Source organism: Sagittula salina (assembly GCF_017813235.1).
GTDB classification, from domain to species: domain Bacteria; phylum Pseudomonadota; class Alphaproteobacteria; order Rhodobacterales; family Rhodobacteraceae; genus Sagittula; species Sagittula salina.
The window spans coordinates 142,860-162,966 of record NZ_JAGISH010000001.1 but is presented as its reverse complement, the minus strand read 5'-3'; the positions used below and the strand labels follow the sequence as shown (position 1 = coordinate 162,966).

The following is a 20,107-nucleotide window of genomic DNA, read 5'->3' as shown; positions in this document are numbered from 1 at the left end:
TGGGCAATCACGTCGGCATGATCCCGAATGACAGATTGCAGCAGATCAAGGCGCGGCTCGAATATGTCGAGGCGCAGATGGCGGCGGGCCAGGGCGATATCGTGACCCTCGGGCGCGAACACGCGGAGCTTGCGCCGGTGGTGCGCCAGATTGACGAGTGGGAACGCCTTACGCGGGACATCGCGGACGCCGAGTCGATGCTCTCCGACCCAGAAATGCGCGCGTTGGCAGAGGACGAACTGCCCCGGTTGCGGGCCCGCCGCCCGGAAGCGGAGCGCGCGCTGCAACTCGCTCTTTTGCCGAAGGACGCCGCCGACGCCCGCCCCGCCATGCTGGAGATCCGGCCCGGAACGGGCGGCGACGAGGCGGCGCTGTTTGCCGGTGATCTGGCGCGCATGTACCAGCGCTACGCCGAAGCGCAGGGCTGGCGCTGGGAAGTCATCGAAGAACAGCTGACGGAGCTGGGCGGTATCAAGGACCTTGTGGTACGCATCGTGGGGGAGGGCGTCTTTGCCCGGCTGAAATACGAGAGCGGCGTGCACCGTGTACAGCGCGTGCCCGAAACGGAATCGGGCGGGCGTATTCACACTTCCGCTGCCACCGTGGCGGTCCTGCCGGAAGCGGAGGAAGTCGATATCGCCATCAACCCTCAGGACATCCGTATCGATACCATGCGATCCTCGGGCGCGGGTGGACAGCACGTCAACACCACCGATTCCGCAGTGCGCATAACCCACATTCCCACCGGAATCGTCGTGACGTCGTCGGAGAAGTCGCAACACCGTAACCGCGAGATCGCCATGCAGGTGCTGCGCGCGCGGCTTTTCGATGCCGAACGGTCGAAAGCCGACGCGGCGCGCTCCGCCGATCGCCGTGCTCAGGTCGGGTCTGGCGACCGTTCCGAGCGCATCCGCACCTACAATTTCCCGCAGGGTCGACTGACGGATCATCGGATCGGACTGACGCTGTACCGGCTGGAGGCGATCATGGGCGGCGACCTCGACGAGATCATCAATGCGCTCACCGCCGAACATCAGGCGGCGCTGCTGGCGGAGATGGAGGGATGATGCGGATCTTCCGGAATAATCACGCCCCGCCGGGCGGGGCGCGGGCGGTGTGCAATGCGCGGTGCTGAACTCCTGGCACAGGCCACGCGGCGGTTGGCGGCTGCCGAGATCCCCGATCCCGGCCGCGACGCACGGCGCCTCATGGCGCATGTGCTGAAAGTCCCGCCGGGACGGCTGACGCTGTTCCTGCCGGAGCCCGTCGATCCGGAACTCGAGGTTGTCTACCTAACGCTGGTCGAGCGCCGCGCCGACCGCGTGCCGGTCTCGCACCTCGTGGGACGGCGCCAGTTCTACGGCCGTGAATTCCTCGTCACGCCCGAGGTGCTCGACCCGCGCCCCGAGACCGAGACCCTGATCGAGGTGGCGCTTAGCGCGCCCTTCCACACTGTGCTGGATCTTGGCACAGGCTCGGGCTGCATCCTGCTGACGCTGCTCTCGGAACGGCAGGACGCGGTGGGCTACGGCTGCGACATCTCTCCGGCGGCGCTGAACGTCGCATACTGGAACCGCAATGCGCTGGGGCTCGAGGACCGCGCCGAACTGCGCGAGGGCCGCTGGTTCGGCGCGCTCAGGGGAGTGGAGGAGCGGTTTGACCTGATCGTGTCGAACCCGCCTTACATAGCGGTGAACGAGATGCCCTTTCTTGCGCCCGAAGTCCGCGACTACGAACCCCGCCTTGCGCTGACTGACGAGAACGATGGCCTCACCGCCTACCACGCGATTCTTTCCGAAGCGCTGCACTGGTTGCAGCCGGGCGGGCGGCTGGTGGTGGAGATCGGCGCAAGGCAAGGTATGGCGGTTACCGACCTCTTCACTGCGGCGGGGCTTCGCAATGTCCGGCTGATCCCGGACCTCGATGGTCGCGACAGGGTGGTGACGGGCGTCAAACGCAGCTGACCGCGCGGCGTGGGGCTGGCAAAACCGTGCCTCTCCGGTGTCCACGAGTGTTTTTGCGCAATTCTTCGGTATTTTCGCTTGTGAACCGACGGCCCATGTGGTTATTCGAGTGCAGTCGGCTGTTGAGCAGCGCTCGCTGCTCCCGCTGGACGACAAGCCAACATGAAGGTGACCTTGACTGATTAGGCGCATGATGCGCCGCACTGTCACCAAGCCGTAAATCGCAGGCTGGACTAGATACACACATGCGCTCTTCCAAATCCCGTTCGCGGAACAAGAACAACCGAAACCGCAGCAGCACGCTGGGCAACGTCGTCAACCGCGTGTTCGACTCCAGCGGCCCGGAGGGCAAGGTACGCGGTACGCCCCAACAGATCATCGACAAGTACAACCAGCTGGCCCGCGACGCCGGACTGGCCAATGACCGCGTGAACATGGAAAATTTCCAGCAACACGCGGAACATTATCTACGGATGCTGGGCGAGGCCCAGAAAGACCAGGACCAACGCCGCGAACAGCAGGAACGGGAGAACCGCGAGCGCCAGGCGCAGCGCGACCGCGAGCGGGATCGCGGCAGCCAGCGTGACGATCAGGACGGCGGGCCCGACAGTGGACAGGGCAGCCAGACCGGGGTCCAGACCGGGAGCCAGAACACCAGCCGGAATGAAAGCCGGAACGACGGCCAGAGTGGCGGTCAGAGTGGCGGGCAGACCGGCAGCCGCAACGACAGTCAGGACAACCAGAACGCCCCTCAGAGCAGAGGCCCGAGTGGCGCTCAGAGCGATGGCAAGCCGGAGAAGCCCCGCCGCGAGCGGTCCCGCCGCTCCGCACCGTCTGAGGCCGACGTGCTCGATCTGAGTGAGGATGACGATGGCTCCGGTCTCGTCGAGACCCCCGAAAGCCGCGCCGAGCACATGAGCCCCTCAGACCTCGCCCGCGCCGCCGAGGCGCGTTCGGAGGGCGTCTCCAGACCCGTTGAGGCCGAAAAGTCCGACGCCCCCGCCGCAGCGGAAAAGGCCGAGGAAAAGCCCAAAAAACCGCGCGCCCCGCGCAAGCCGTCCACCCGTAAGAAACCGGCGGCAAAGAAGGACGACGGCCAGTCGCAGTCGGATGGTCCGGCAGAGGCTCCCTCCGACGCGGCGGAATAATACTCTCGACAGACAGGAAAAGGCCCCACAGGGGCCTTTTCCTTAGCGATAAAAGTCTGCGATGCGGGCGAACCTCCGGCCAGAGTTTCACGACATTGGCCCGGATCAGAGGCTTATCGACGGTCCTTTTCGAAAGTCCGCGCCAGTGCGCAGAAGGCTTCGAGACTGACCTGCTCGGCCCGCTCCGTCGGCGGAATCCCCACCGAATTCAGCCGATCCTCGATATCCGGCCCCAGCCCCTTGAGCGACGCGCGCAGCATCTTTCGCCGCTGGTTGAAAGCCGTCGCCACCACGCGCTCGAGGATCTTCGCCTGCGCCGGAAAACGCGGCTCGGGCAGGGCCTTCAGATGGACCACGGCGGAATGGACCTTTGGCGGGGGCGAAAAGGCCCCCGGCGGCAAGGTCAGCGCGATCCGCGCATCCGTCCGCCACTGCGCCAGCAACGCCAGACGCCCGTAGGCTTTGGAACCCGGCTGCGCCACGATGCGCTCTGCCACCTCCTTCTGGAACATCAGCGTCAAGGTCGACCAGAAGGGCGGCCACTCCGCGGGCGTCAGCCAGCGCACCAGCAGCTCTGTGCCGACGTTATAGGGCAGGTTGGCGCAGACCGCGATGGGCGGGGTCAGGTGCGCCAACGGGTCCACAGCCAGTGCATCGCCCTCGATCACCTGCAGACGGCCCGGGTAGGCTGCCGCGATCTCGGCCAGCGCGGGCAGGCAGCGGGCATCCTTCTCGATCGCCAGCACGCGCCGCGCCCCTTCGGCCAGCAGCCCACGCGTCAGCCCGCCGGGTCCGGGTCCGACCTCCAGCACATCCATATCGGACAGATCCCCGGCCACGCGCGCGATCCGCGCGGTCAGATTCAGGTCCAAAAGGAAATTCTGCCCCAGCGCCTTCCGCGCCACAAGCCCATGGGTGGCAATGACTTCGCGGAGCGGGGGGAGAGTGTCGATCTGGTTCATGGCTTCCCTTCGCGCATCCCACGGTGGTGGTCAAGCACCGCGCCTCTGCCTTCTTTGGTTCGAAAATACCGCGGGGGTGTGGGGGCAGCGCCCCCATGCGGTCGCTTCGGCGCAGCCGGAGCGAAACCGCTCAGCGGCGCGCCAGCCGCGCTGCCATGCGCAGCGCCGCGAGGGTCGAGGATGGGTTCGCCAGCCCCGCGCCCGCGATGTCGAAGGCCGTGCCATGATCCGGCGAGGTCCGCACGAAGGGCAGCCCCAGTGTCACGTTCACCCCTTCGTCGAAGTCCAGAGTCTTGATCGGGATAAGTGCCTGATCGTGATACATGGCGATGGCCGCATCATAGCCCGCGCGCGCACGGTCATGGAACATCGTGTCAGCGGGCAGGGGCCCGATCAGGTGCAGCCCCTCGGCGCGGAGCTTTTCCAGAACCGGCTGGATCAGATCGTGGTCCTCGTGCCCCATGCGCCCACCTTCACCGGCATGCGGGTTCAGCCCCGCCACGGCCATGACCGGATGGGCGATGCCGAATTGGCGCACCAATGCGCCATGGGTGATGCGAATGCGCCGCTCCAGCAGCTCGGGCGTCAGGGCGTCCGGTACTTCGGACAGGGGGATATGGATCGTCACCGGGACCACCCGCAGCCGGTCGGAGGCGAGCATCATCACCACCTCTTCCACTCCCGCCAGGTGCGCGAGGAACTCCGTATGGCCGGGGAAGCCGAAATCGGCACCCTCGGCCAGCGCCTGCTTGGAGATCGGCAGCGTGCACAGTGCGGAGGCGTGACCCGATTGCACCAGTTCCACGCCCAGTTCGATGGCGCGGATCACGCCCGCCGCATGGGCTGCCTGCGGCTTTCCCGGAACGCGCGGCCCCGGCATGGACAGCGGCAGAACCGGGAGCCTATGGGCGCAGATCTGCGTTGTCTGGGCGGGGCTGTCGATAACCTCGTGCGGGACGCGGCCCGGCAGGTGTGCCGGATCGCCGATCCAGAAGAACGGCAGGTCGCCCTTCAACGTTTCCCAGGCGGATTCCACCAGTTCCGGCCCGATGCCTGCCGGCTCCCCGCAGGAGACGGCGACTGGCGCCACCGGGGTCGTGTCACCTGCCGCGTGCTCCACTTCCGTGCGCGGGACCGGGTCCGACTGCGCCGGGCGCGCCGTTTCCAGCGTGGTGGTTCCGTCTTCCGAACCGCCCAGGGCCGCTGTCGTCGTGCCTGCTCGAAAATCGCTCATTGGTCGAGGATCGTCGCGTCGGAACGCAGTTGCGACAGGTAACCTTCGGCCTGCGTGCCGATACGCTGGTTTCGCAGGCCGCCCAGCACCGTTTCGCGGTCGACCTCTTCGGGCGCCGCGGCGCTGCGGCCGCAAAGCATCAGCAGAACCAGCGTCTGACCGCCCGCCCGCGTCAGCGCGGTGGAGGTCTCTCCGGGGTCGAGCTTGGACAGTTCCAGCGCGATATCCGTGGGGATCTGATCCAAAGGCAGGCTGCCGCGTTCCAGCACCTCTGCCGGTTGACCCTTTGCCACACCGTACAGATCGTCGCAGCGGTCGAGCTTGCTGACGATCTGTGCCGCCTTGGACAGCGCTTCGGGTGTACGGCCGCCCGGCATGTAATAGGCGGCATATTCCACCGCTGCGGGCGGCGCGGGCTGGTAATCCGTCTCTTCGATGGCGCGCAACTGGAACAGGGCCATCGCGCCCTGCAACGGGATCGGGTCAGACACCTCTCCCGGACGCAGGCCCAGCAGAATCGGCTGCAGCGCGGGTGGCAGTTCGGTCAGATCCTTCCACGGCAGTTTGCCCCCGGCACCCGCCGTGGCGGTGGCCGAAAAGCGCCGGGCCTGCGCCGAAAAGGCACCTTCGCCCTCCAGTTGTGCGATACGTTCGGCGCGCTGGCGGACGGTCTCCTCCTGGCCCGGCGGCATCGGCATGATGAGTTCGGAAATCAGCACCCGGACGCCCGCGTTACCGCCAGTACCCGCAATGGCGCGGTCGACTTCCTCGTCGCTGACCGCCGCTGTTCCGACAAAACGCTGCTGCACCAGTTGCCGCCACGACAGGCCTGCACGAACGAAGTCGCGGAAGGTCTGTTCATCGACGCCCTGAGCGGCCAGCGCCTGGAGGAATTGATCCCGCGACAGCGAAGCACGGGAGGCGAATTCATCCATCCCGTCGAGGACCTCCTGCTCGGTCGGACTGATGCCCGCGTCCTTTGCCGCCTGCAGTCGCAGGCGGTCGTCGATCAGCTGCTCGCGCGCAACCTGGTTCAGATCGCCCGGCGCACGCAGCGCGCCCAGCATGCGCTTGCGCTGCTCCAGTTCATAGCCTGTGATGACCTCGTCGTTGACGATGATCGCGGGGGAGAACAGCCCCTGCGCCCAGGCATCCTGCGGCAGGCCGGTCCCGGCGAAGGCAGCGAGGATGGCAAGGGCGGAAAGCGTATGTTTCAGCGGCATGTGCGGCGGTACTCCTTGGCGCTGCCGTCGACGCCGAAACCACTCAGCGCGACGGTCAGGTCGATGTCCGTAGACGGTTCCAGATTGGTCGAGGAGGCAAAGGTACGTGTCGCCCCCAGCCCCACCTGGATGCATTCATTGCGGTATTGCAGGCCCAGCCCGACCCGGTCAAGACGGCGGTCCACGAGGTCGTAACGGATCTCGGTGGTGGTCTCCCAGTTGCGGGTCACCTCGTAACGGCTGTCAAAGGTCCATTCGGAGGTCGCGCGATTGCGGCCTTCGTCCGGGTCGATGGTCAGAAGCACATAGCTGGCGCCCAGATCCATGCGGGCGTTGGACCAGCCCGCGCGGGCCTCCGCCTTGGTGAAGCGGTTCTGTTCGTCCAGCAGGCCACGCGCGGCCAACGTCATGCCCATCGGGTTGGTGAAGCGGCCCGCGATCAGCCAGTCGCTTTCGAGGCTGTCGAGCCCGGAGGACCGCGAAAAGGCCGGGTCGATGTCGTCCTGCCAGATCCGGCCGAGCGTCAGGGCGGCGGTCCAGCCCGCGCGTGCCTCGTGCAGCCAGCGCAGGCCCGCCGCATAGGTGGTACCATGCTCGCGGCGGTCGGCGGCGGGATAGCGCGACAGCGACAGCAGGTTGGCCTCGTCGAATTCCACTCGGGTGCTTTCCTCGTTGGCATTCAGCCCGCGACTGCCACCAACCCAGCCGATCTGGGCCACCGGCTCCAGCAGGCTGCGGGCACCGTCTGCCTCCACACGCATCAGCGGCCAGCGCAGCTCAACCGCAGCGCCGGGTGTGGCGCGGCTGATCTGATTCGGCACGGCAGCGTCCTGATCAGTCACGTAATGGTCGAGGAACAGATTTCCCGCGGCGCCAAGCCGAAGCCCCGGCCCAAAGGTCCAGCGATTCTGCCAGCTGCCCTCGACGCTTAGGCGCCAGCTATCCCGGCCATCCACTTCCGCATCGGCGTCCGGACCGTCGACGTCCAACGTCGAATCGCGCTGCAACCCGGTGGCTTCGGCGGCAAGGCGGAACTCTCCCGGCACCCGGTCCCACAGGAAACGGCGATCGGTGTGGAAGGTGGCGATCACGCCTGGCTGGGTGGCGTTCTCCTCGTAGTCGCGCAGGGTGTAGTAGCTCTCCAGCCCAAAGCTGATCCTTCGGTCACGCGCCACCCGTCCGACCTCCAGCGTGTTCACCAGCCGGTCGGCGGACGTGATGTTGTAATCGTTGAGGTACGCCGGGTCGGAAACCGACTGCGTGGTGAATTTCAGTGTGTAGTTGCGCGGCAGCCTGAAGGTACCTTCGGCAAATAGATACCCGCGCAGACCGTCGTCCCGGAAATCATCGCCAGAGATAGCCCCGGTCATGGTCAGCTTGCCATAGCGGAAGGCGCGGCGATAACGCGCCTCCAGTGACTTCGATTTGGTCGTCAGATGCGGCGCCAGCGTGACGTCCTGACTGTCTCCGATGGGGATGAAGTAGGGCACCTTCACCCCGAAGCCGAGCAGCGTCGAGGAAGTGAAGGTAGGAAAAAGGAAACCGCGCGCGCGGTCCAGTGTGGGGTCGGGCAGGCGCAGGCGTGGCAACCAGAACACCGGCACGTCGAGCAGGCGCACCTGCGCGTCATCGAGGTAGAGCTGGCGCTCTTGCTGGTCGTGGATCACACGGGACGCCCGGATCTGCCAGAGCGGCACTTCGTTGGCGCCGCAGACTTGGCACGACGAGACTGAGACGCGCGAAAGCTGAGTGTACCGGCCATCGACGCGGCGTGCCTCCACGGCGGCCAGTTGCAGCTGCTGGTCGATGACCATGCGTGCGCCCCTGATCAGCCCGTTCATGAAGCCCTGATCGACTTCCGCCTGATCGGCGAGGATCAGTACGCCGTTCTCGGGGTCTTCGACGCGGATCGGTCCGTCGATGGTCAGCAGGTTGCCAACGCGGTCATAGGTTATCTTTGTCGCCGTCAGGCGGTAGTCGCCCTGGAGCGCTTCGACGTTGCCGGTTGCGACCAGCGTGTCCTCGCCATCGACAAAGACATTGTCGGCGATCAGCAGCGCAGGGGCCTGCGATTCGGTTGTTTCCGTATCCTGCGCGAAGGCGGGCAGGGCGGGCACGACCGTGCAAAGCCCGCCCGCAAGGACAGCGGCGAGCACGCGCGCCATAAAGCGCTCCTGGCGAGAATGATGGCGGCAGGCGCCCTTCGGCAGTGGCATCGTCACGTCTTCTCAACCGTCTTCCATGTGCAGCACCAGCCCCAACGCCAGCAGAACGGACGCTGTCGGAGGCACCCAGGCCGCAAGCACTGGTGCCAGCTGCCCGTTTTCCCCCATGATCTGCGCGAAACTTCGCACGTAATAAAGCCCGAATCCAAGCATAACCGCCGACAGCACCGCCAATCCGGTCCGCCCGAGGCGCGTGGGCTGCATGGTAAAGGCCGCACCCACCAGAACCATTGCCACGAAGAACAGCGGACGGGCCAGTTCCATGTTGTACCACACCACATGCCGGCGTGCGGAGAAGCCGGCCTCGTCCAGGCCGGAGATGAAGCGTGGCAGATCCCAGATCGGTACTGCCGATGGGCGGCCGAACCGGTCGCGGATGCTTTCGCGCGTCAGGGTGGAGGGGAGTTCGTAGCGCGGGTGCAGGCGTGCGCCCAATTCCGGGCTCAGCCCGGACTCCAGCGGCCATGCCTTGGCGTCGGTCAGGATCCACGCGCCCTCCTCCAGGCTGGCAGAGGCGGCCAGGATGCGCGTTTTTGGTCCGCCCTCCGGAGCATAGACCACGATGGACACGTCATAAAGCTCGGTCGCCTCGGGGTTGGCACGCGTGGCGGTGATGACGGACTGTCCGTCCTCACCGCCCTGGCGCAGCCAGAGCCCCTCGGGGCCCAGGGACAGCGCGGAAGTGTTGCCCGACTTCCATGTTTCACGCAGGTCGGCGTAGCGTTTGGATGTGCCTGCGACGATGGGGTTCATCACTGCGACGATGATCAACCCGATGGCAAAGGCCACAGCCACCGGGGACGCCAGCGCGGTCAGGCCGGAGCGCCCGGCGGCGCGCGTGGCGACAAGCTCGGACGAGCGCGCCAGCCCGAGGAACATCGCCACGGTGGCGAGGATCATCACCAGCGGCATCACCTCATACAGCCCCTCGGGGAGCTTCAACCCCACCAGCGCAACGGTCTGGCCCAGCGTCATGTCGTCGCCCGCGTGGCGCATTTCCTCGACCAGGTCGAGCAGTCCCTGAAACAATCCGAAGATCGTGAGGATGCCGAAGAAGAACCACAGGAAGCGGCGGGCGAAATAGAGGTGAAGTTTCATGCCCCGGCCTCCTGCACCGGCCGCCGGCGCGGACGGAAGGGACGCGCTGCCTGCCACAGGAGCCCGGCAGCAAAGCCCGAGCCAACCAGCGTCGGCAGATAGAGGAGCGGCCAGAAGGCGGCACTGGCGACAACCACGGGGGTGACCGCGCTTTCGACCACCTTGACCAGCACAAGCAGGAAAATGGCAAACACGATCTGCTTCGTCACGCCAAACCGCGAGAACCCCCCCACCATGAGCGCGGAGACCCCGATCAGCGCGGCCACGATACATAGCAGCGGACCCTGAATGCGCATGTGCGCTTCCTCTGCGATCTCGCCTGCGGTGTCGCCGTTTTCCTCCGTAACGGCATCCGGGTAGCGCAGCAGTTCCAGCGTCGGGATGGCGTCCGACTTGCGCGAGCGGCGTTTCCCGGTCGCCATCAGACTGGACAGGTCATAGGTGAATTCGGAGAAGTTGGTGGTGGACAGGCGCGGCCCCTCCGGTCCCGCGACCATGGTCTGGGCGAGACCGGCCAGCATCACCATCTTCGGGCCTTCGTCGTCGCGCACGAGATAGGCCTGCTCCGAGGTATAGGTTGTCTCGCGGCGCTCCTGACGCCGGTCCGACAACATGACGTCGCGCAATTCGCCCGAGGGCGTGATGTCGCGGATGTAGAAGGTGATGCCCCGCGTGGGGTGCAGGAACGTGCCTTCGCGCAGCAATGCCGCCGAGATCGAGCCAGACAGTTCCTGTTCCCGCAGCCGCAGTTGTTGCAGCGACTGCGGCACCAGTACATTGGTCAGAACAAGCATCATCAGCGTCACAAGCCCGCCGAAAACCCAGAAGGGCCGAGCGAGGCGGATGGGCGAATAGCCCGTGGCCTTCATCACCGTCAGCTCGGAATCGTCGGTCAGGCGGTTGGTGACGTAGACAGCGGCCGCAAAGGTCGCCATTGGCAGCACCAGCGCGATCACGGCGGGCAGGGACAGGGCAGTAAACTCCAGCACCACCAGTGCCGAATGCCCGTCCGATATCAGCCGGTCGAATAGCACCACGGCGCGGTTCACCCAGTAGACCGACACCAGCACAAGCGCGAAAAAGCCGAACAGCACCATGAGTTGCGACAGCACGTATCTGTCGAATCTCTGCACGCCTGCGACCCCCCGGGCTTGTCTGTTTGCTCGGGCGCACAGTAGGCCATCCATCGCGGAGGGGAAAGGTGGCTCTGGTAATGGCGGGATGGCAAGGATAGGTCTTTGGGCAAGGAAACGCTTATTTCCTTTCCGGGAACAACGACGGGAGAGACCGAATGACCGACCTGCGCGAGATCACCTTTGCCGAGACCGACCTTGATACCCTTGCGGGGGCAGAGGGCAAGGTTGCTGTCCTCGTGCCTGCCGAGGGAACCATGGGTCCGGGCGCGCGGCGGCTGAACAAGCTTTCGCGCGGTGCGGTGGCGCGTGCTCTCGGATCGGACGCATGGGAAAAGGCCAAGGTCGGCGAGGTCATGGGACTGGCGTGGCCCGCGGGACTCGCCGCAGAGGCGCTGGTGCTGGTGAAGCTGCCGCGGCGCCCGTCGTTAACAGAAGCACGCAAGGCTGGCGGTGCGCTGGCAAAGGCCGCCGGCAAGAACGCGCTTACGGTCGTCATGGACGGCACAAAGCAGGCGGCGCAGCTGGCGCTGGGTATCGTGTTGCGCGGTTATGCTTTTACCGCACGCAAGATGGAACCGGCCGAGACGCCGAAGGGCGCGCTCGTCATGGTGAAGGACGTGGCCGAGGCCGAGACCGCCTTTTCCGGGGTGAAGGCGGTGGCCGAGGGCGTAACCTTCACCCGCGACCTCGTGTCGGAGCCGGCAAACGTGCTGGGCACGGTTGAATTCGCCAACCGTCTGGTGGCACTCGAAGCGCTGGGGCTCGAGGTCGAAGTGCTGGACGAGGACCAGTTGGAGAACCTCGGGATGCGCGCGCTCCTTGCCGTGGGACACGGGTCTGCCATGCCGTCGAAAGTGGTCACCATGCGCTGGAAGGGGGCGGAAGGCGCGCCGTTGGCATTGGTGGGCAAGGGCGTGGTCTTTGACACCGGCGGCATCTCGCTGAAGCCCGCCGCCGGGATGGAAGACATGACCATGGACATGGGCGGCGCGGGCGTCGTGGCCGGCGCGATGAAGGCACTGGCTCTGCGCAAGGCGCCCGCCCATGTTGTGGGCCTTGTCGGGCTGGTGGAGAACATGCCGTCGGATCGCGCAACGCGACCGGGCGATATCGTCAAATCCATGAAGGGAGACATGATCGAGGTATTGAACACCGATGCCGAAGGGCGGCTCGTACTGGCGGACGTGCTCTGGCACACGCAGGAGACAGAGAAACCTTCCGCCATCGTCGATCTCGCGACGCTGACCGGCGCCTGCATCGTGGCGCTGGGCAACGACATGGCTGCGGTCTACGGCACCGATGACAGCTTCACGGGCGACTTCCTGAAAGCCGCTGAGGCCGAGGGCGAAGGCGCATGGCGGATGCCGCTGGCGCAATGCTACGATGACCTCATCAAAGGGACCAAGGGTGACGTAAAGAATACCGGAGGCCGGGCGGCGGGGTCGATTACCGCGGCACAGTTCCTCAAGCGTTTCGTGAAAGACGACATGCCTTGGATTCACCTCGACATCGCGGGCGTGGCACAGATGACGCGCGACACCGACCTCGCGCCGAAGGGCGCGACGGGCTGGGGCGTCATGGCGCTGGACCGTCTGGTGCGCGACCGCTTCGAGAAGACGCCGGATGCCCCGGCAGCAAAGAAGTAAGAGCTTCATGCGTCTCCTTGGCGAAAATACTCCCGGGGGGAGGCCGAAGGCCGGGGGGCAGCGCCCCCTGTCCGCCGGTTGATCCATGGGGAACGTTCTCTTCTACCACCTCACCCGACAGCCGCTGGATGTGACGCTCAGCATGCTGCTGGGCAAGTCGCTTGAGCGCGGCTGGCGGGTCGTGGTGCGCGGTGCGGATGCGGGGCGGCTGGAGTGGCTGGACCAGCGGCTCTGGCTGCAGCCGGAAGACGGGTTCCTGCCGCACGGGCTGGCGGGCGGGCCGCATGATGCCGCGCAGCCGGTGCTGCTGACTGCGCAGCCTGAGTTGCCGAACGATCCCGCGTGCCTGATGGCACTCGACGGTGCGGAGATCAGCCTGGATGAGGTGGATCGGCTGGACCGGAGCTGCATCCTTTTCGATGGGCAGGACGGGGCGGCGGTACAGATGGCGCGCGGCCAGTGGAAGGCGCTGACCGGGGCGGGCGCAAAAGCGCAGTACTGGTCCGAGGAATCGGGCCGCTGGGAAAAGAAGGCCGAGAGCTGAGACACAGGATCTTCGGGCGAGGGTCCTGCCGTCCTGCCCGGCGGGAAGGTCTTCCATGTGAAAGACCTTCAGCGCTCCAGTGTCAGCTTGCCTCGCGAGATTTCCAGCCGGTCGAAGCGGTCGAGGTAATCCATCCCCAGAAGTGACCCGGCCATTTCGCCATCGTTGACGTAGGCTTTTACGTGGCGGTCGAGGAAGGGGCCGAGGCTCACCGTATCGAGCGTCACAGGGGCCGTGCGAACGGCGCCGTTGGCGGTATGGGCCCGGTCCCAGAACTCCAGATCCCCGGGGAGCAGCCCCACTGTCTCTGCGTCGCGGCGGGTCAAGACCATGCCGGTCGCGCCGGTGTCGATGACAAAACGGACAGGCGCGCCGTTCACCTCCAGCGTCACTGAATAATGGCCGTCGATGCCACGCGGAATCTGGACCCGGCCATCGTCCACCACCATGAGGCGCCGGTCGGTCAACCCCGCCCGATAGTCCTGCCAGAAACCAGCCACGGCCAGCGCCCCGGCGAACAGCAGCGCCCAGCCGGTGAGCGCCTGCACAAAGCGTCCGGGCCGGGGGCGGTAGGCGGACCAGGCCCGCACGCCGATGACCAGCGCAATGAGGGCGAGAACGATCACCTGGCCGAAGTGGTCGCTGAACATGGCTCTGGTTCCTCTCGCTGACGGTAGCAATGTAAGCACGCTGCGGCGGTGGGGGAAGAGGCGCTCAGGCGCCGCCGATGCCGAAGGCGCTCAACCCGTCGAGCACGAATTGCACGGAAAGCGCGGCAAGCAACATCCCCAGCAGGCGCGTGGTAACGGTGATGCCCGTATGCCCCAGGGCCCGCTCGATGATCCCCGCCGAGAGGAACATCAGGAATACGAGCGCCAGAACCGCCGCCATGACCACCAGAACGGCCAGCATGCCGAACGCACTGTCGACGCTGCCGGCCAGCAGGATCATCGTGGCGATGGCGCCGGGGCCGGCAATCAGCGGGATAGCCAGCGGAAACACCGAAGGGTCGGGGGGATGGTCGCTCTCGGCCTGGTCCTCGCGCCGTTTGGTACGGCGTTCGAACAGCATGTCGAGTGCTGTGATGAAAAGCAGGATACCGCCCGCGATGCGGAAGGCGGGCATGGTGATGCCGATGAAACCCAGCACTGCTTCGCCAAAGAAGGCAAAGAGCGTCAGCAGAATGAGAGCGATCACCGTGGCGCGCACGGCGATGGTACGGCGGTGCGCCGAACTCGCGCCCTGCGTGAGGGCGATGAAGATCGGTGCGAGGCCGATCGGGTCGATCACCACAAAGAGTGTCGCGAAGGCCGAGATGAAGAAGGCGCTTTCCATGCCCCATGGCTAGGCGGTTTGTCGAGCGGGGTAAAGGCCCGCCGGGTGTGTGGGCGCGGCGTCAGGGAGCGGGCGCGGCGACCGCTGGGCGCCGTCGTCAGGCGGCGCGGATGACGGCCGCGGGGCGCGGCCCGTCAAAGGCGGTGCGGGCATCGGCGAAGGCCCGGGTTGCGGTGTGCAGGGTGGCGGTCTCGCTGGCGGAAAGCGGCTTGGCACGGGCCGTGGTCGAAGCCTTGGCGCGACGTGCGGCTTCGGCGCGGGCCAGCGCCTCGGCTCTTGCCTGCGCGTCGGCTTTTGCCCGTACCTCTGCTTTCGCCCTTTGTGCCGCCACCGCGCGAGCGGATGCGCGAGCATCCTGTGCGGACTTGGCCCGTATCGCGGCCTGCTCGGCGGCCTGCTCGGCGGCGAAATCGGCGGCCCTCGGGCGGGCGCGGACAGGGACGTGGTTCTTAAGCTTGTCGTAGGCCGCGTTGAGTTCTGCCAGTTTGCGATTGAGACGAGCGGCGTCGGCTGGGCAGCGGTCCGGATGGCAGAGCTTTACCAGCCGCTTCCATGCCGCGCGGATTGTGGCGTGGTCGTCGCAGGCGGTAACGCCGAGGATCTGAAAGGGCGTCTGCTGGGTCGTGCTGCGCGTCGGGGCCATGGAAGAGCCGTCCTTCATTGCCTTGCGGCACCCGGCAGCCCCCGCAGCCCGTGCCCTGTGTAATTAAGGCATAAATCGGGCAGACGGCTCGAGGTAGTCTAAAATTAAACACAAAGTTAACGCGAATTTGCCGCGAGCAGAAGCGAAAGGCTTCAACTTGACGGGCTCTCATGCGCGGAGAAGCCGTGCAAAGCATTGTTTGGGCAGTATTTCTGTTGGGACGCCCCTTTCGCATCCGTTTTAGGAGATGCAATCGCAAACTGCGGCGAAAATGTGGCTGTCTTGCAGTGTGTGGCAGGGCGTCGCCGTGGCGCAGGACGCGCCCCGCCAGATCAGAAAAGTCCGGCAGAGCCAGTAGTTGCGTTCATGCCTGCGCGGCTGCGTCGAGCTTTTCCTGCGCGTCCATCCAGAGGGCCTCCGCCCGGCGCAGGCCTTCTTCGATCTCGGCGGATTTGCGGTTCCACTTGGCCAGTTCGTTGGCGTGCGCCACGTCGTAGAGCGCGGGATCGGCCATCTTCTCGGACAGGCGGGTGCGCATTTCCTCAAGCTTGGCGATGACGCCCTCGCATTTACGGACTTCGGCACGCAGGTCGAGGATAGTTTCGCGTGGGGCGCGTTTCGGCTTCTCCGCCTTGGGTTTTTCGACCTTGGGCGGTGTGTCCTTGGCCAGCAACAGCGCACGGTAGGCGTCCAGATCGTCATCGTAAGGCTTCACGGTGCCATCGGCCACCAGCCAAAGCCGGTCGGCCACCATCGACAGCAGGTGCATGTCATGGCTGACAAGGATTACCGCGCCGTTGTAGGCGGTCAGCGCCTCCATCAGGGCCTCGCGGCTTTCGATATCAAGGTGGTTGGTCGGTTCGTCGAGGATCAGCAGGTGCGGCGCGTCCAGCGTGGCAAGCAGCAGCGAGAGGCGTGCCTTCTGACCGCCGGAGAGCCGCCCGACCTCTGTTTCGGCCTGCGCCGCCTGCAAACCGAAGCCCGCCAATAGCGCGCGCAGCTTGGATTCCTGGGTCTCGGGGCGTTCGCTGCGCAGGTGCTGAAGCGGCGTTTCGTCCAGGTGCAACTCATCGACCTGATGCTGGGCGAAGTAACCGATGCGCAGCTTGGAGGAACGGCCCATGTGGCCTTCGAGAAGCGGCAGGCGGTCGGCGAGCAGCTTGGACAGGGTGGATTTGCCCTGACCGTTCTTGCCCAGAAGCGCGATACGGTCGTCTTGGTCGATACGCAGGTTCAGACGCCGCAGGACGATGGTATCCCCGTATCCCGTGGCGCCGCTTTCGATGTTGATGATCGGGGGCGAGAGTTCGTCTGGCTGCGGGAAGGTAAAGACGCGTTTGGCGGCTTCTTCCGGGGGCGTGACCATATCCATGCGTTCGATCATCTTCAGACGGGCCTGCGCCTGCTTGGCCTTGGTGGCCTTGGCGCGGAAACGATCGACAAAAGATTGCAGATGCGCGCGGCGGTCCTGTTGTTTCTTGGCCGTTGCGGCCAGCTGGGCGCGTTTCTCGGCACGCAGTCTGACGAAGCCGTCGTAGGGGGTGCCATAGTACGTCAATTTGCGGTCTTCGAGATGCAGGATCGAGGTAACGGCGCGATTGAGCAGCCCACGGTCGTGGCTGATGACAATGACCGTGTGGGGGTATTTCGCGAGGTAGGATTCGAGCCAGAGCGCGCCTTCGAGGTCGAGGTAGTTGGTCGGTTCGTCAAGCAGCAGCAGGTCGGGCTGGGCAAATAGGACGCCCGCCAACGCCACACGCATCCGCCAGCCGCCTGAATAGGCCGAGCAGGGGTTGGAGTGTTCAGGCGTGTCGAAGCCGAGGCCCTTGAGGATGGCTGAGGCGCGGGCTTCGGCGCTCCATGCGTCGATGTCGGCGAGGCGGGTCTGTACTTCGGCCATGCGGTGCCCGTCGGCGGTCTCGGCCTCTTTCATCAGGGCAGCGCGTTCGGTGTCGGCCTCGAGCACCGTGTCGAGGATGGAGGTCTGGGAAGCGGGGACCTCCTGACTGACGCCGCCGATGCGTGCACGGGAGGGCAGGTCGATGACGCCGCCGTCCAGCGTCAGTTCGCCCTTGATCAGGCGGAAGAGGGTGGTCTTGCCGGCGCCGTTGGGGCCAACGAGTCCAACCTTGTGACCTTCGGGAATGGTGGCGGAGGCCTCCTCGAAGAGGGGGCGGCCGTCGATGGAGAAATTGATCTTGTCGATGCGCAACATGCGGGCGCTGTAGCAGAGGGGACGGGGATGGGGAAGACGGGTCGGGGGCCGCTCTGTCATCGGGCGCGAAAGCGCCGGCCCTACGATCCGCTTCGGCGGTTGGTGCGATGCGCCCGTGCATGCGGGGTTTTCAAGCGGAATGGCGCGTGCTAGGCGCCTGCGCAGCATTCGGCCGGGATTTCCGGCCCCTCATCAATGGAGAGAGACCATGGCTCTGGAACGCACTTTTTCGATCATCAAGCCCGATGCAACCCGCCGCAACCTGACCGGCAAGATCAACGCCAAATTCGAGGACGCAGGGCTGCGCATCGTCGCGCAGAAGCGCATCCAGCTGACCAAGGCGCAGGCCGGCGAGTTCTACAAGGTACACGCAGAACGCCCCTTCTACGACGAACTGTGCGAGTTCATGGCGTCTGCCCCCATCGTTTGCCAAGTGCTGGAAGGCGAGGGCGCAATCGCCAAGAACCGTGAAGTGATGGGCGCCACCAACCCGGCGGATGCCGCACCGGGCACCATCCGCGCCGAGTTTGCCGAATCGGTTGGTGAAAACTCCGTGCACGGCTCCGACGCGCCGGAGACCGCGGCTGTCGAGATCGCGTATTTCTTCTCGGGTCTCGAACTGGTCGGCTGAACCGCACCGAATATTTGGTGATGGCATGAGAAAGGGCGCCTTGCGGGGCGCCCTGTTTCTGTTTCCGACGGTCACTCCTTCGGGGTCACGGGTTGGCGACAGCCGGTCGCCCGCTCAGTGTCGGAGACCGAGCAGTGGCGGCACTGTTACGGGCCTCCACATGTTCGCGCAGCAGTGCCGCGTTGCGGAGGTTGGCCTTCCAGCCAACGTCGAAGATGTCGCCGAGCAGCGGCACAAGGCCGATGACCCAGTCAACGCCGAGGTTGAAGCCCATGCGCCCGATAAGGTGGGGCGGTGCGCCGCTGTCGTGCGCGAGTTTCACGATATAGGCCGAGGGCGCCAGCGCCAGCGTATCGCCGATACCGGGCACGAGGCCGAGGATGCTGTCATAACCCACGCGGATGCCGGTGCCGGGGATCCGCAAGGCGGCATCCATCCGGCGGGCGATCCTTTCCGCGCGTTCGACATTGCGGAGGTGATCTTGAGGTCCCATGGCTTTTCCCCGTATCAGGCCGGTTCGGGGCGGCGGGTGATGATCCAGATGGCGTGCACGACACCCGGCAACCAGCCGAGAAGCGTCAGGATCAGGTTGATCCAGAAATGTTTGCCCAAGCCGACTTCGAGGAATACGCCGAGCGGCGGAACGAAGAGGCTGAGGATGATGCGGATAAGGTCCATGTCTGCGGTCTCCCATGTTGTGTGTTACCAGAGCAACGCACGATAGGGCGGCTGGTTCCCTTCGGTCTGGTGGGGGGGGGCGGACAGCATCGATGTGCCCCACCCGTCTTTCCAGGATCGCATCGCGTGCAGCAATGGGAGATTGGGTTCGGTTGTGCGCGCCGCCAGGTGGCGCGCGGTTGGTGTTGGCGGTACGATTTCCGGTTGCTTTGAATTGTTGATATCAGGCCGTCTCGCGGGCGAGATTGGCGGCGAAGGTGGTCAGGGTATCGAGTGCCGCCGCAAGCCGGTCATCGGCCACGGTAAGTGCCACGCGCAGGTGGCCCGCCCCGGAGGTGCCGAAACTTTCGCCAGGCATAACGGCGATGCGGTGGGCATCCAGAAGGCGATTGGCGAAGTCCTGACCATCAAGGCCCGTCGCCCGGATGTCGAGCATCAGGTACATGGCCCCGCGCGAGGGGATGACGCGAACGATGTCCTGCCCCTCAAGTATCGAGAGTGCCAGTGCGCGGCGGCGGCGGAAGGGCTCGGCCACGGAGGTTTCGAGTTCCGGCCCGGCCGTCAGCGCGAAGAGCGCGGCATCCTGGATGTAGCCCGGCACCCCGTAGGTAGTGTTCGTGGCAAGGTCGATCAGGGGTGGAATGACTTCGGCCGGGGCGCAGATCCAGCCAATGCGGGAACCGGTCATGGCGTGACTCTTGGACATGGAGCCGATGACGAGCGTGCGGTCCTCCATGCCGGGCAGGGCGCGGGGCGAAAGGTGTTCACCCTCCCAGACCTGCGTGTCGTAGACCTCGTCCGAGATCAGCCAGAGGTCATGGGCGCGGCAGGCGCGGGCGATGCCATCGAGCGTCTCGCGCGGGTAGATCGTGCCGGTGGGATTGTTGGGCGTATTGATTAGCAGGCTGCGGGCGCGGGGCGCGCTACGCGTGGCCGCGCTGATCTGGTCGTATGTCGGGAGGAAGGCGTCTTCGGCATTTGTCGGCACCGGTAACGGCTGGCCGGATGCGGCCCGGACGGTGCCGGGATAAACAGCGTAATAGGGTTCGATGAAGAGGCCCGCATCGCCCGGGGAAAGGACGGCCATATGTGCGGCAAAGAGCGCGGCCTGCCCGCCGGGGGTGATGAGGATGTTCTCGTACGTGGTGGGCACGCCCGTGCGTTCGGCGATACGAGCGGCGACAGTGTCGCGCAGGGCACGCACGCCAGGGACCATGGCGTACCCGGTGTGTCCTGCGGCGGCGGAGCGATGGATCTCCGCCAGGATGGAGGTGTCGGTGCCGATGTCGTGTTCGCCAATAGTGAGTTCGGTGACGGGCGTGCCGGCCGCAATCATCGTACGGGCCCGGTAGAACACGCCCCAACCGTCGTCGCCGTCGCCGTTCAGGGTGGTGATGCGGGGGCTGAGCTGGGGCATGTGGGGTC

At 65.7% G+C, this 20,107-nt stretch carries 19 protein-coding genes; 6 read left to right on the top strand and 13 right to left on the bottom strand.

All coding sequences use genetic code 11. The features are described from left to right. Positions 1 to 17 precede the first annotated feature (17 nt). The 3 genes from prfA to J5474_RS00745 all read left to right on the top strand — a co-directional run bounded on the left by prfA (position 18) and on the right by J5474_RS00745 (position 3,112). Positions 18 to 1,067, top strand: a complete 1,050-nt coding sequence (gene prfA / locus J5474_RS00755) for a peptide chain release factor 1 (protein WP_209358441.1) — start codon at positions 18 to 20, stop codon at positions 1,065 to 1,067. 54 nt (positions 1,068 to 1,121) lie between these two features. Then, positions 1,122 to 1,964: a peptide chain release factor N(5)-glutamine methyltransferase gene (gene prmC, locus J5474_RS00750; protein WP_209358440.1), complete on the top strand. Its 843-nt coding sequence runs from the start codon at positions 1,122 to 1,124 to the stop codon at positions 1,962 to 1,964. Positions 1,965 to 2,209: 245 nt separating this feature from the next. Next, positions 2,210 to 3,112, top strand: coding sequence for a DUF4167 domain-containing protein (locus J5474_RS00745; RefSeq protein ID WP_209358439.1), 903 nt, complete (start codon positions 2,210 to 2,212; stop codon positions 3,110 to 3,112). Positions 3,113 to 3,225: 113 nt separating this feature from the next. Here J5474_RS00745 and rsmA read toward each other — a convergent pair whose 3' ends face one another. The 6 genes from rsmA to lptF form a co-directional block, all read right to left on the bottom strand. Beyond that, a complete protein-coding gene (rsmA, locus tag J5474_RS00740; RefSeq protein ID WP_209358438.1) occupies positions 3,226 to 4,074 on the bottom strand; it encodes a 16S rRNA (adenine(1518)-N(6)/adenine(1519)-N(6))-dimethyltransferase RsmA in 849 nt (282 codons plus the stop codon). A gap of 130 nt (positions 4,075 to 4,204) precedes the next feature. Beyond that, positions 4,205 to 5,308 (bottom strand): 4-hydroxythreonine-4-phosphate dehydrogenase PdxA, encoded by a 1,104-nt coding sequence (gene pdxA, locus J5474_RS00735; protein ID WP_209358437.1) that lies wholly within the window; start codon positions 5,306 to 5,308, stop codon positions 4,205 to 4,207. Then, positions 5,305 to 6,531 carry a peptidylprolyl isomerase gene (locus J5474_RS00730; protein WP_209358436.1) on the bottom strand — a complete coding sequence of 409 codons (1,227 nt, stop codon included), beginning with the start codon at positions 6,529 to 6,531 and terminating at the stop codon, positions 5,305 to 5,307. The genes pdxA and J5474_RS00730 overlap by 4 nt, the downstream gene beginning before the upstream one ends. Next, complete coding sequence (locus tag J5474_RS00725) at positions 6,522 to 8,696, bottom strand: LPS-assembly protein LptD (RefSeq protein ID WP_245216171.1); 2,175 nt, start codon at positions 8,694 to 8,696, stop codon at positions 6,522 to 6,524. Before J5474_RS00725 ends, J5474_RS00730 begins: the two co-directional genes overlap by 10 nt. Before the next feature lie 63 nt (positions 8,697 to 8,759). Continuing rightward, positions 8,760 to 9,854, bottom strand: a complete 1,095-nt coding sequence (gene lptG / locus J5474_RS00720) for an LPS export ABC transporter permease LptG (protein WP_209358434.1) — start codon at positions 9,852 to 9,854, stop codon at positions 8,760 to 8,762. After that, entirely contained in the window at positions 9,851 to 10,987 is a 1,137-nt protein-coding gene (gene lptF / locus J5474_RS00715) for an LPS export ABC transporter permease LptF (RefSeq protein WP_342453994.1), read from the bottom strand. The genes lptG and lptF overlap by 4 nt, the downstream gene beginning before the upstream one ends. A 158-nt stretch (positions 10,988 to 11,145) precedes the next feature. Here lptF and J5474_RS00710 point away from each other — a divergent pair, with 158 nt between their 5' ends. Next, positions 11,146 to 12,636, top strand: a complete 1,491-nt coding sequence (locus J5474_RS00710) for a leucyl aminopeptidase (RefSeq protein WP_209358432.1) — start codon at positions 11,146 to 11,148, stop codon at positions 12,634 to 12,636. An 85-nt stretch (positions 12,637 to 12,721) separates the two neighbouring features. Further along, complete coding sequence (locus J5474_RS00705) at positions 12,722 to 13,180, top strand: DNA polymerase III subunit chi (protein ID WP_209358431.1); 459 nt, start codon at positions 12,722 to 12,724, stop codon at positions 13,178 to 13,180. Between the two features lie 68 nt (positions 13,181 to 13,248). On the opposite strand, the gene J5474_RS00700 is transcribed toward J5474_RS00705, so the two are convergent. From J5474_RS00700 to J5474_RS00685, 4 genes are all read right to left on the bottom strand, one after another. After that, entirely contained in the window at positions 13,249 to 13,830 is a 582-nt protein-coding gene (locus J5474_RS00700; RefSeq protein WP_209358430.1) for a retropepsin-like aspartic protease family protein, read from the bottom strand. Positions 13,831 to 13,894: 64 nt separating this feature from the next. Continuing rightward, positions 13,895 to 14,515: a MarC family protein gene (locus J5474_RS00695; RefSeq protein ID WP_209358429.1), complete on the bottom strand. Its 621-nt coding sequence runs from the start codon at positions 14,513 to 14,515 to the stop codon at positions 13,895 to 13,897. Positions 14,516 to 14,612: 97 nt separating this feature from the next. After that, positions 14,613 to 15,158, bottom strand: coding sequence for a J domain-containing protein (locus tag J5474_RS00690; protein WP_209358428.1), 546 nt, complete (start codon positions 15,156 to 15,158; stop codon positions 14,613 to 14,615). Positions 15,159 to 15,522: 364 nt separating this feature from the next. Continuing rightward, complete coding sequence (locus J5474_RS00685; protein ID WP_209358427.1) at positions 15,523 to 17,373, bottom strand: ABC-F family ATP-binding cassette domain-containing protein; 1,851 nt, start codon at positions 17,371 to 17,373, stop codon at positions 15,523 to 15,525. Positions 17,374 to 17,581: 208 nt separating this feature from the next. On the opposite strand from J5474_RS00685, the gene ndk reads away from it, so the two are divergent. Further along, positions 17,582 to 18,004, top strand: coding sequence for a nucleoside-diphosphate kinase (gene ndk, locus J5474_RS00680; RefSeq protein ID WP_209358426.1), 423 nt, complete (start codon positions 17,582 to 17,584; stop codon positions 18,002 to 18,004). A gap of 85 nt (positions 18,005 to 18,089) precedes the next feature. On the opposite strand, the gene J5474_RS00675 is transcribed toward ndk, so the two are convergent. The 3 genes from J5474_RS00675 to J5474_RS00665 form a co-directional block, all read right to left on the bottom strand. Continuing rightward, positions 18,090 to 18,497 (bottom strand): DUF4112 domain-containing protein, encoded by a 408-nt coding sequence (locus J5474_RS00675; protein ID WP_209358425.1) that lies wholly within the window; start codon positions 18,495 to 18,497, stop codon positions 18,090 to 18,092. 14 nt (positions 18,498 to 18,511) lie between these two features. Next, positions 18,512 to 18,682, bottom strand: a complete 171-nt coding sequence (locus J5474_RS00670) for a YqaE/Pmp3 family membrane protein (protein WP_209358424.1) — start codon at positions 18,680 to 18,682, stop codon at positions 18,512 to 18,514. A gap of 223 nt (positions 18,683 to 18,905) precedes the next feature. Continuing rightward, complete coding sequence (locus J5474_RS00665) at positions 18,906 to 20,099, bottom strand: pyridoxal phosphate-dependent aminotransferase (protein WP_209358423.1); 1,194 nt, start codon at positions 20,097 to 20,099, stop codon at positions 18,906 to 18,908. Positions 20,100 to 20,107: the final 8 nt, after the last annotated feature.

Coding starts and splice junctions, on each gene's coding strand:
- prfA (WP_209358441.1), top strand. CDS start 18: ATGATCCCGAATGACAGATTGCAGCAGATCAAGGCGCGGCTCGAATAT.
- prmC (WP_209358440.1), top strand. CDS start 1,122: ATGCGCGGTGCTGAACTCCTGGCACAGGCCACGCGGCGGTTGGCGGCT.
- J5474_RS00745 (WP_209358439.1), top strand. CDS start 2,210: ATGCGCTCTTCCAAATCCCGTTCGCGGAACAAGAACAACCGAAACCGC.
- rsmA (WP_209358438.1), bottom strand. CDS start 4,074: ATGAACCAGATCGACACTCTCCCCCCGCTCCGCGAAGTCATTGCCACC.
- pdxA (WP_209358437.1), bottom strand. CDS start 5,308: ATGAGCGATTTTCGAGCAGGCACGACGACAGCGGCCCTGGGCGGTTCG.
- J5474_RS00730 (WP_209358436.1), bottom strand. CDS start 6,531: ATGCCGCTGAAACATACGCTTTCCGCCCTTGCCATCCTCGCTGCCTTC.
- J5474_RS00725 (WP_245216171.1), bottom strand. CDS start 8,696: ATGGCGCGCGTGCTCGCCGCTGTCCTTGCGGGCGGGCTTTGCACGGTC.
- lptG (WP_209358434.1), bottom strand. CDS start 9,854: ATGAAACTTCACCTCTATTTCGCCCGCCGCTTCCTGTGGTTCTTCTTC.
- J5474_RS00710 (WP_209358432.1), top strand. CDS start 11,146: ATGACCGACCTGCGCGAGATCACCTTTGCCGAGACCGACCTTGATACC.
- J5474_RS00705 (WP_209358431.1), top strand. CDS start 12,722: ATGGGGAACGTTCTCTTCTACCACCTCACCCGACAGCCGCTGGATGTG.
- J5474_RS00700 (WP_209358430.1), bottom strand. CDS start 13,830: ATGTTCAGCGACCACTTCGGCCAGGTGATCGTTCTCGCCCTCATTGCG.
- J5474_RS00695 (WP_209358429.1), bottom strand. CDS start 14,515: ATGGAAAGCGCCTTCTTCATCTCGGCCTTCGCGACACTCTTTGTGGTG.
- J5474_RS00690 (WP_209358428.1), bottom strand. CDS start 15,158: ATGGCCCCGACGCGCAGCACGACCCAGCAGACGCCCTTTCAGATCCTC.
- J5474_RS00685 (WP_209358427.1), bottom strand. CDS start 17,373: ATGTTGCGCATCGACAAGATCAATTTCTCCATCGACGGCCGCCCCCTC.
- ndk (WP_209358426.1), top strand. CDS start 17,582: ATGGCTCTGGAACGCACTTTTTCGATCATCAAGCCCGATGCAACCCGC.
- J5474_RS00675 (WP_209358425.1), bottom strand. CDS start 18,497: ATGGGACCTCAAGATCACCTCCGCAATGTCGAACGCGCGGAAAGGATC.
- J5474_RS00670 (WP_209358424.1), bottom strand. CDS start 18,682: ATGGACCTTATCCGCATCATCCTCAGCCTCTTCGTTCCGCCGCTCGGC.
- J5474_RS00665 (WP_209358423.1), bottom strand. CDS start 20,099: ATGCCCCAGCTCAGCCCCCGCATCACCACCCTGAACGGCGACGGCGAC.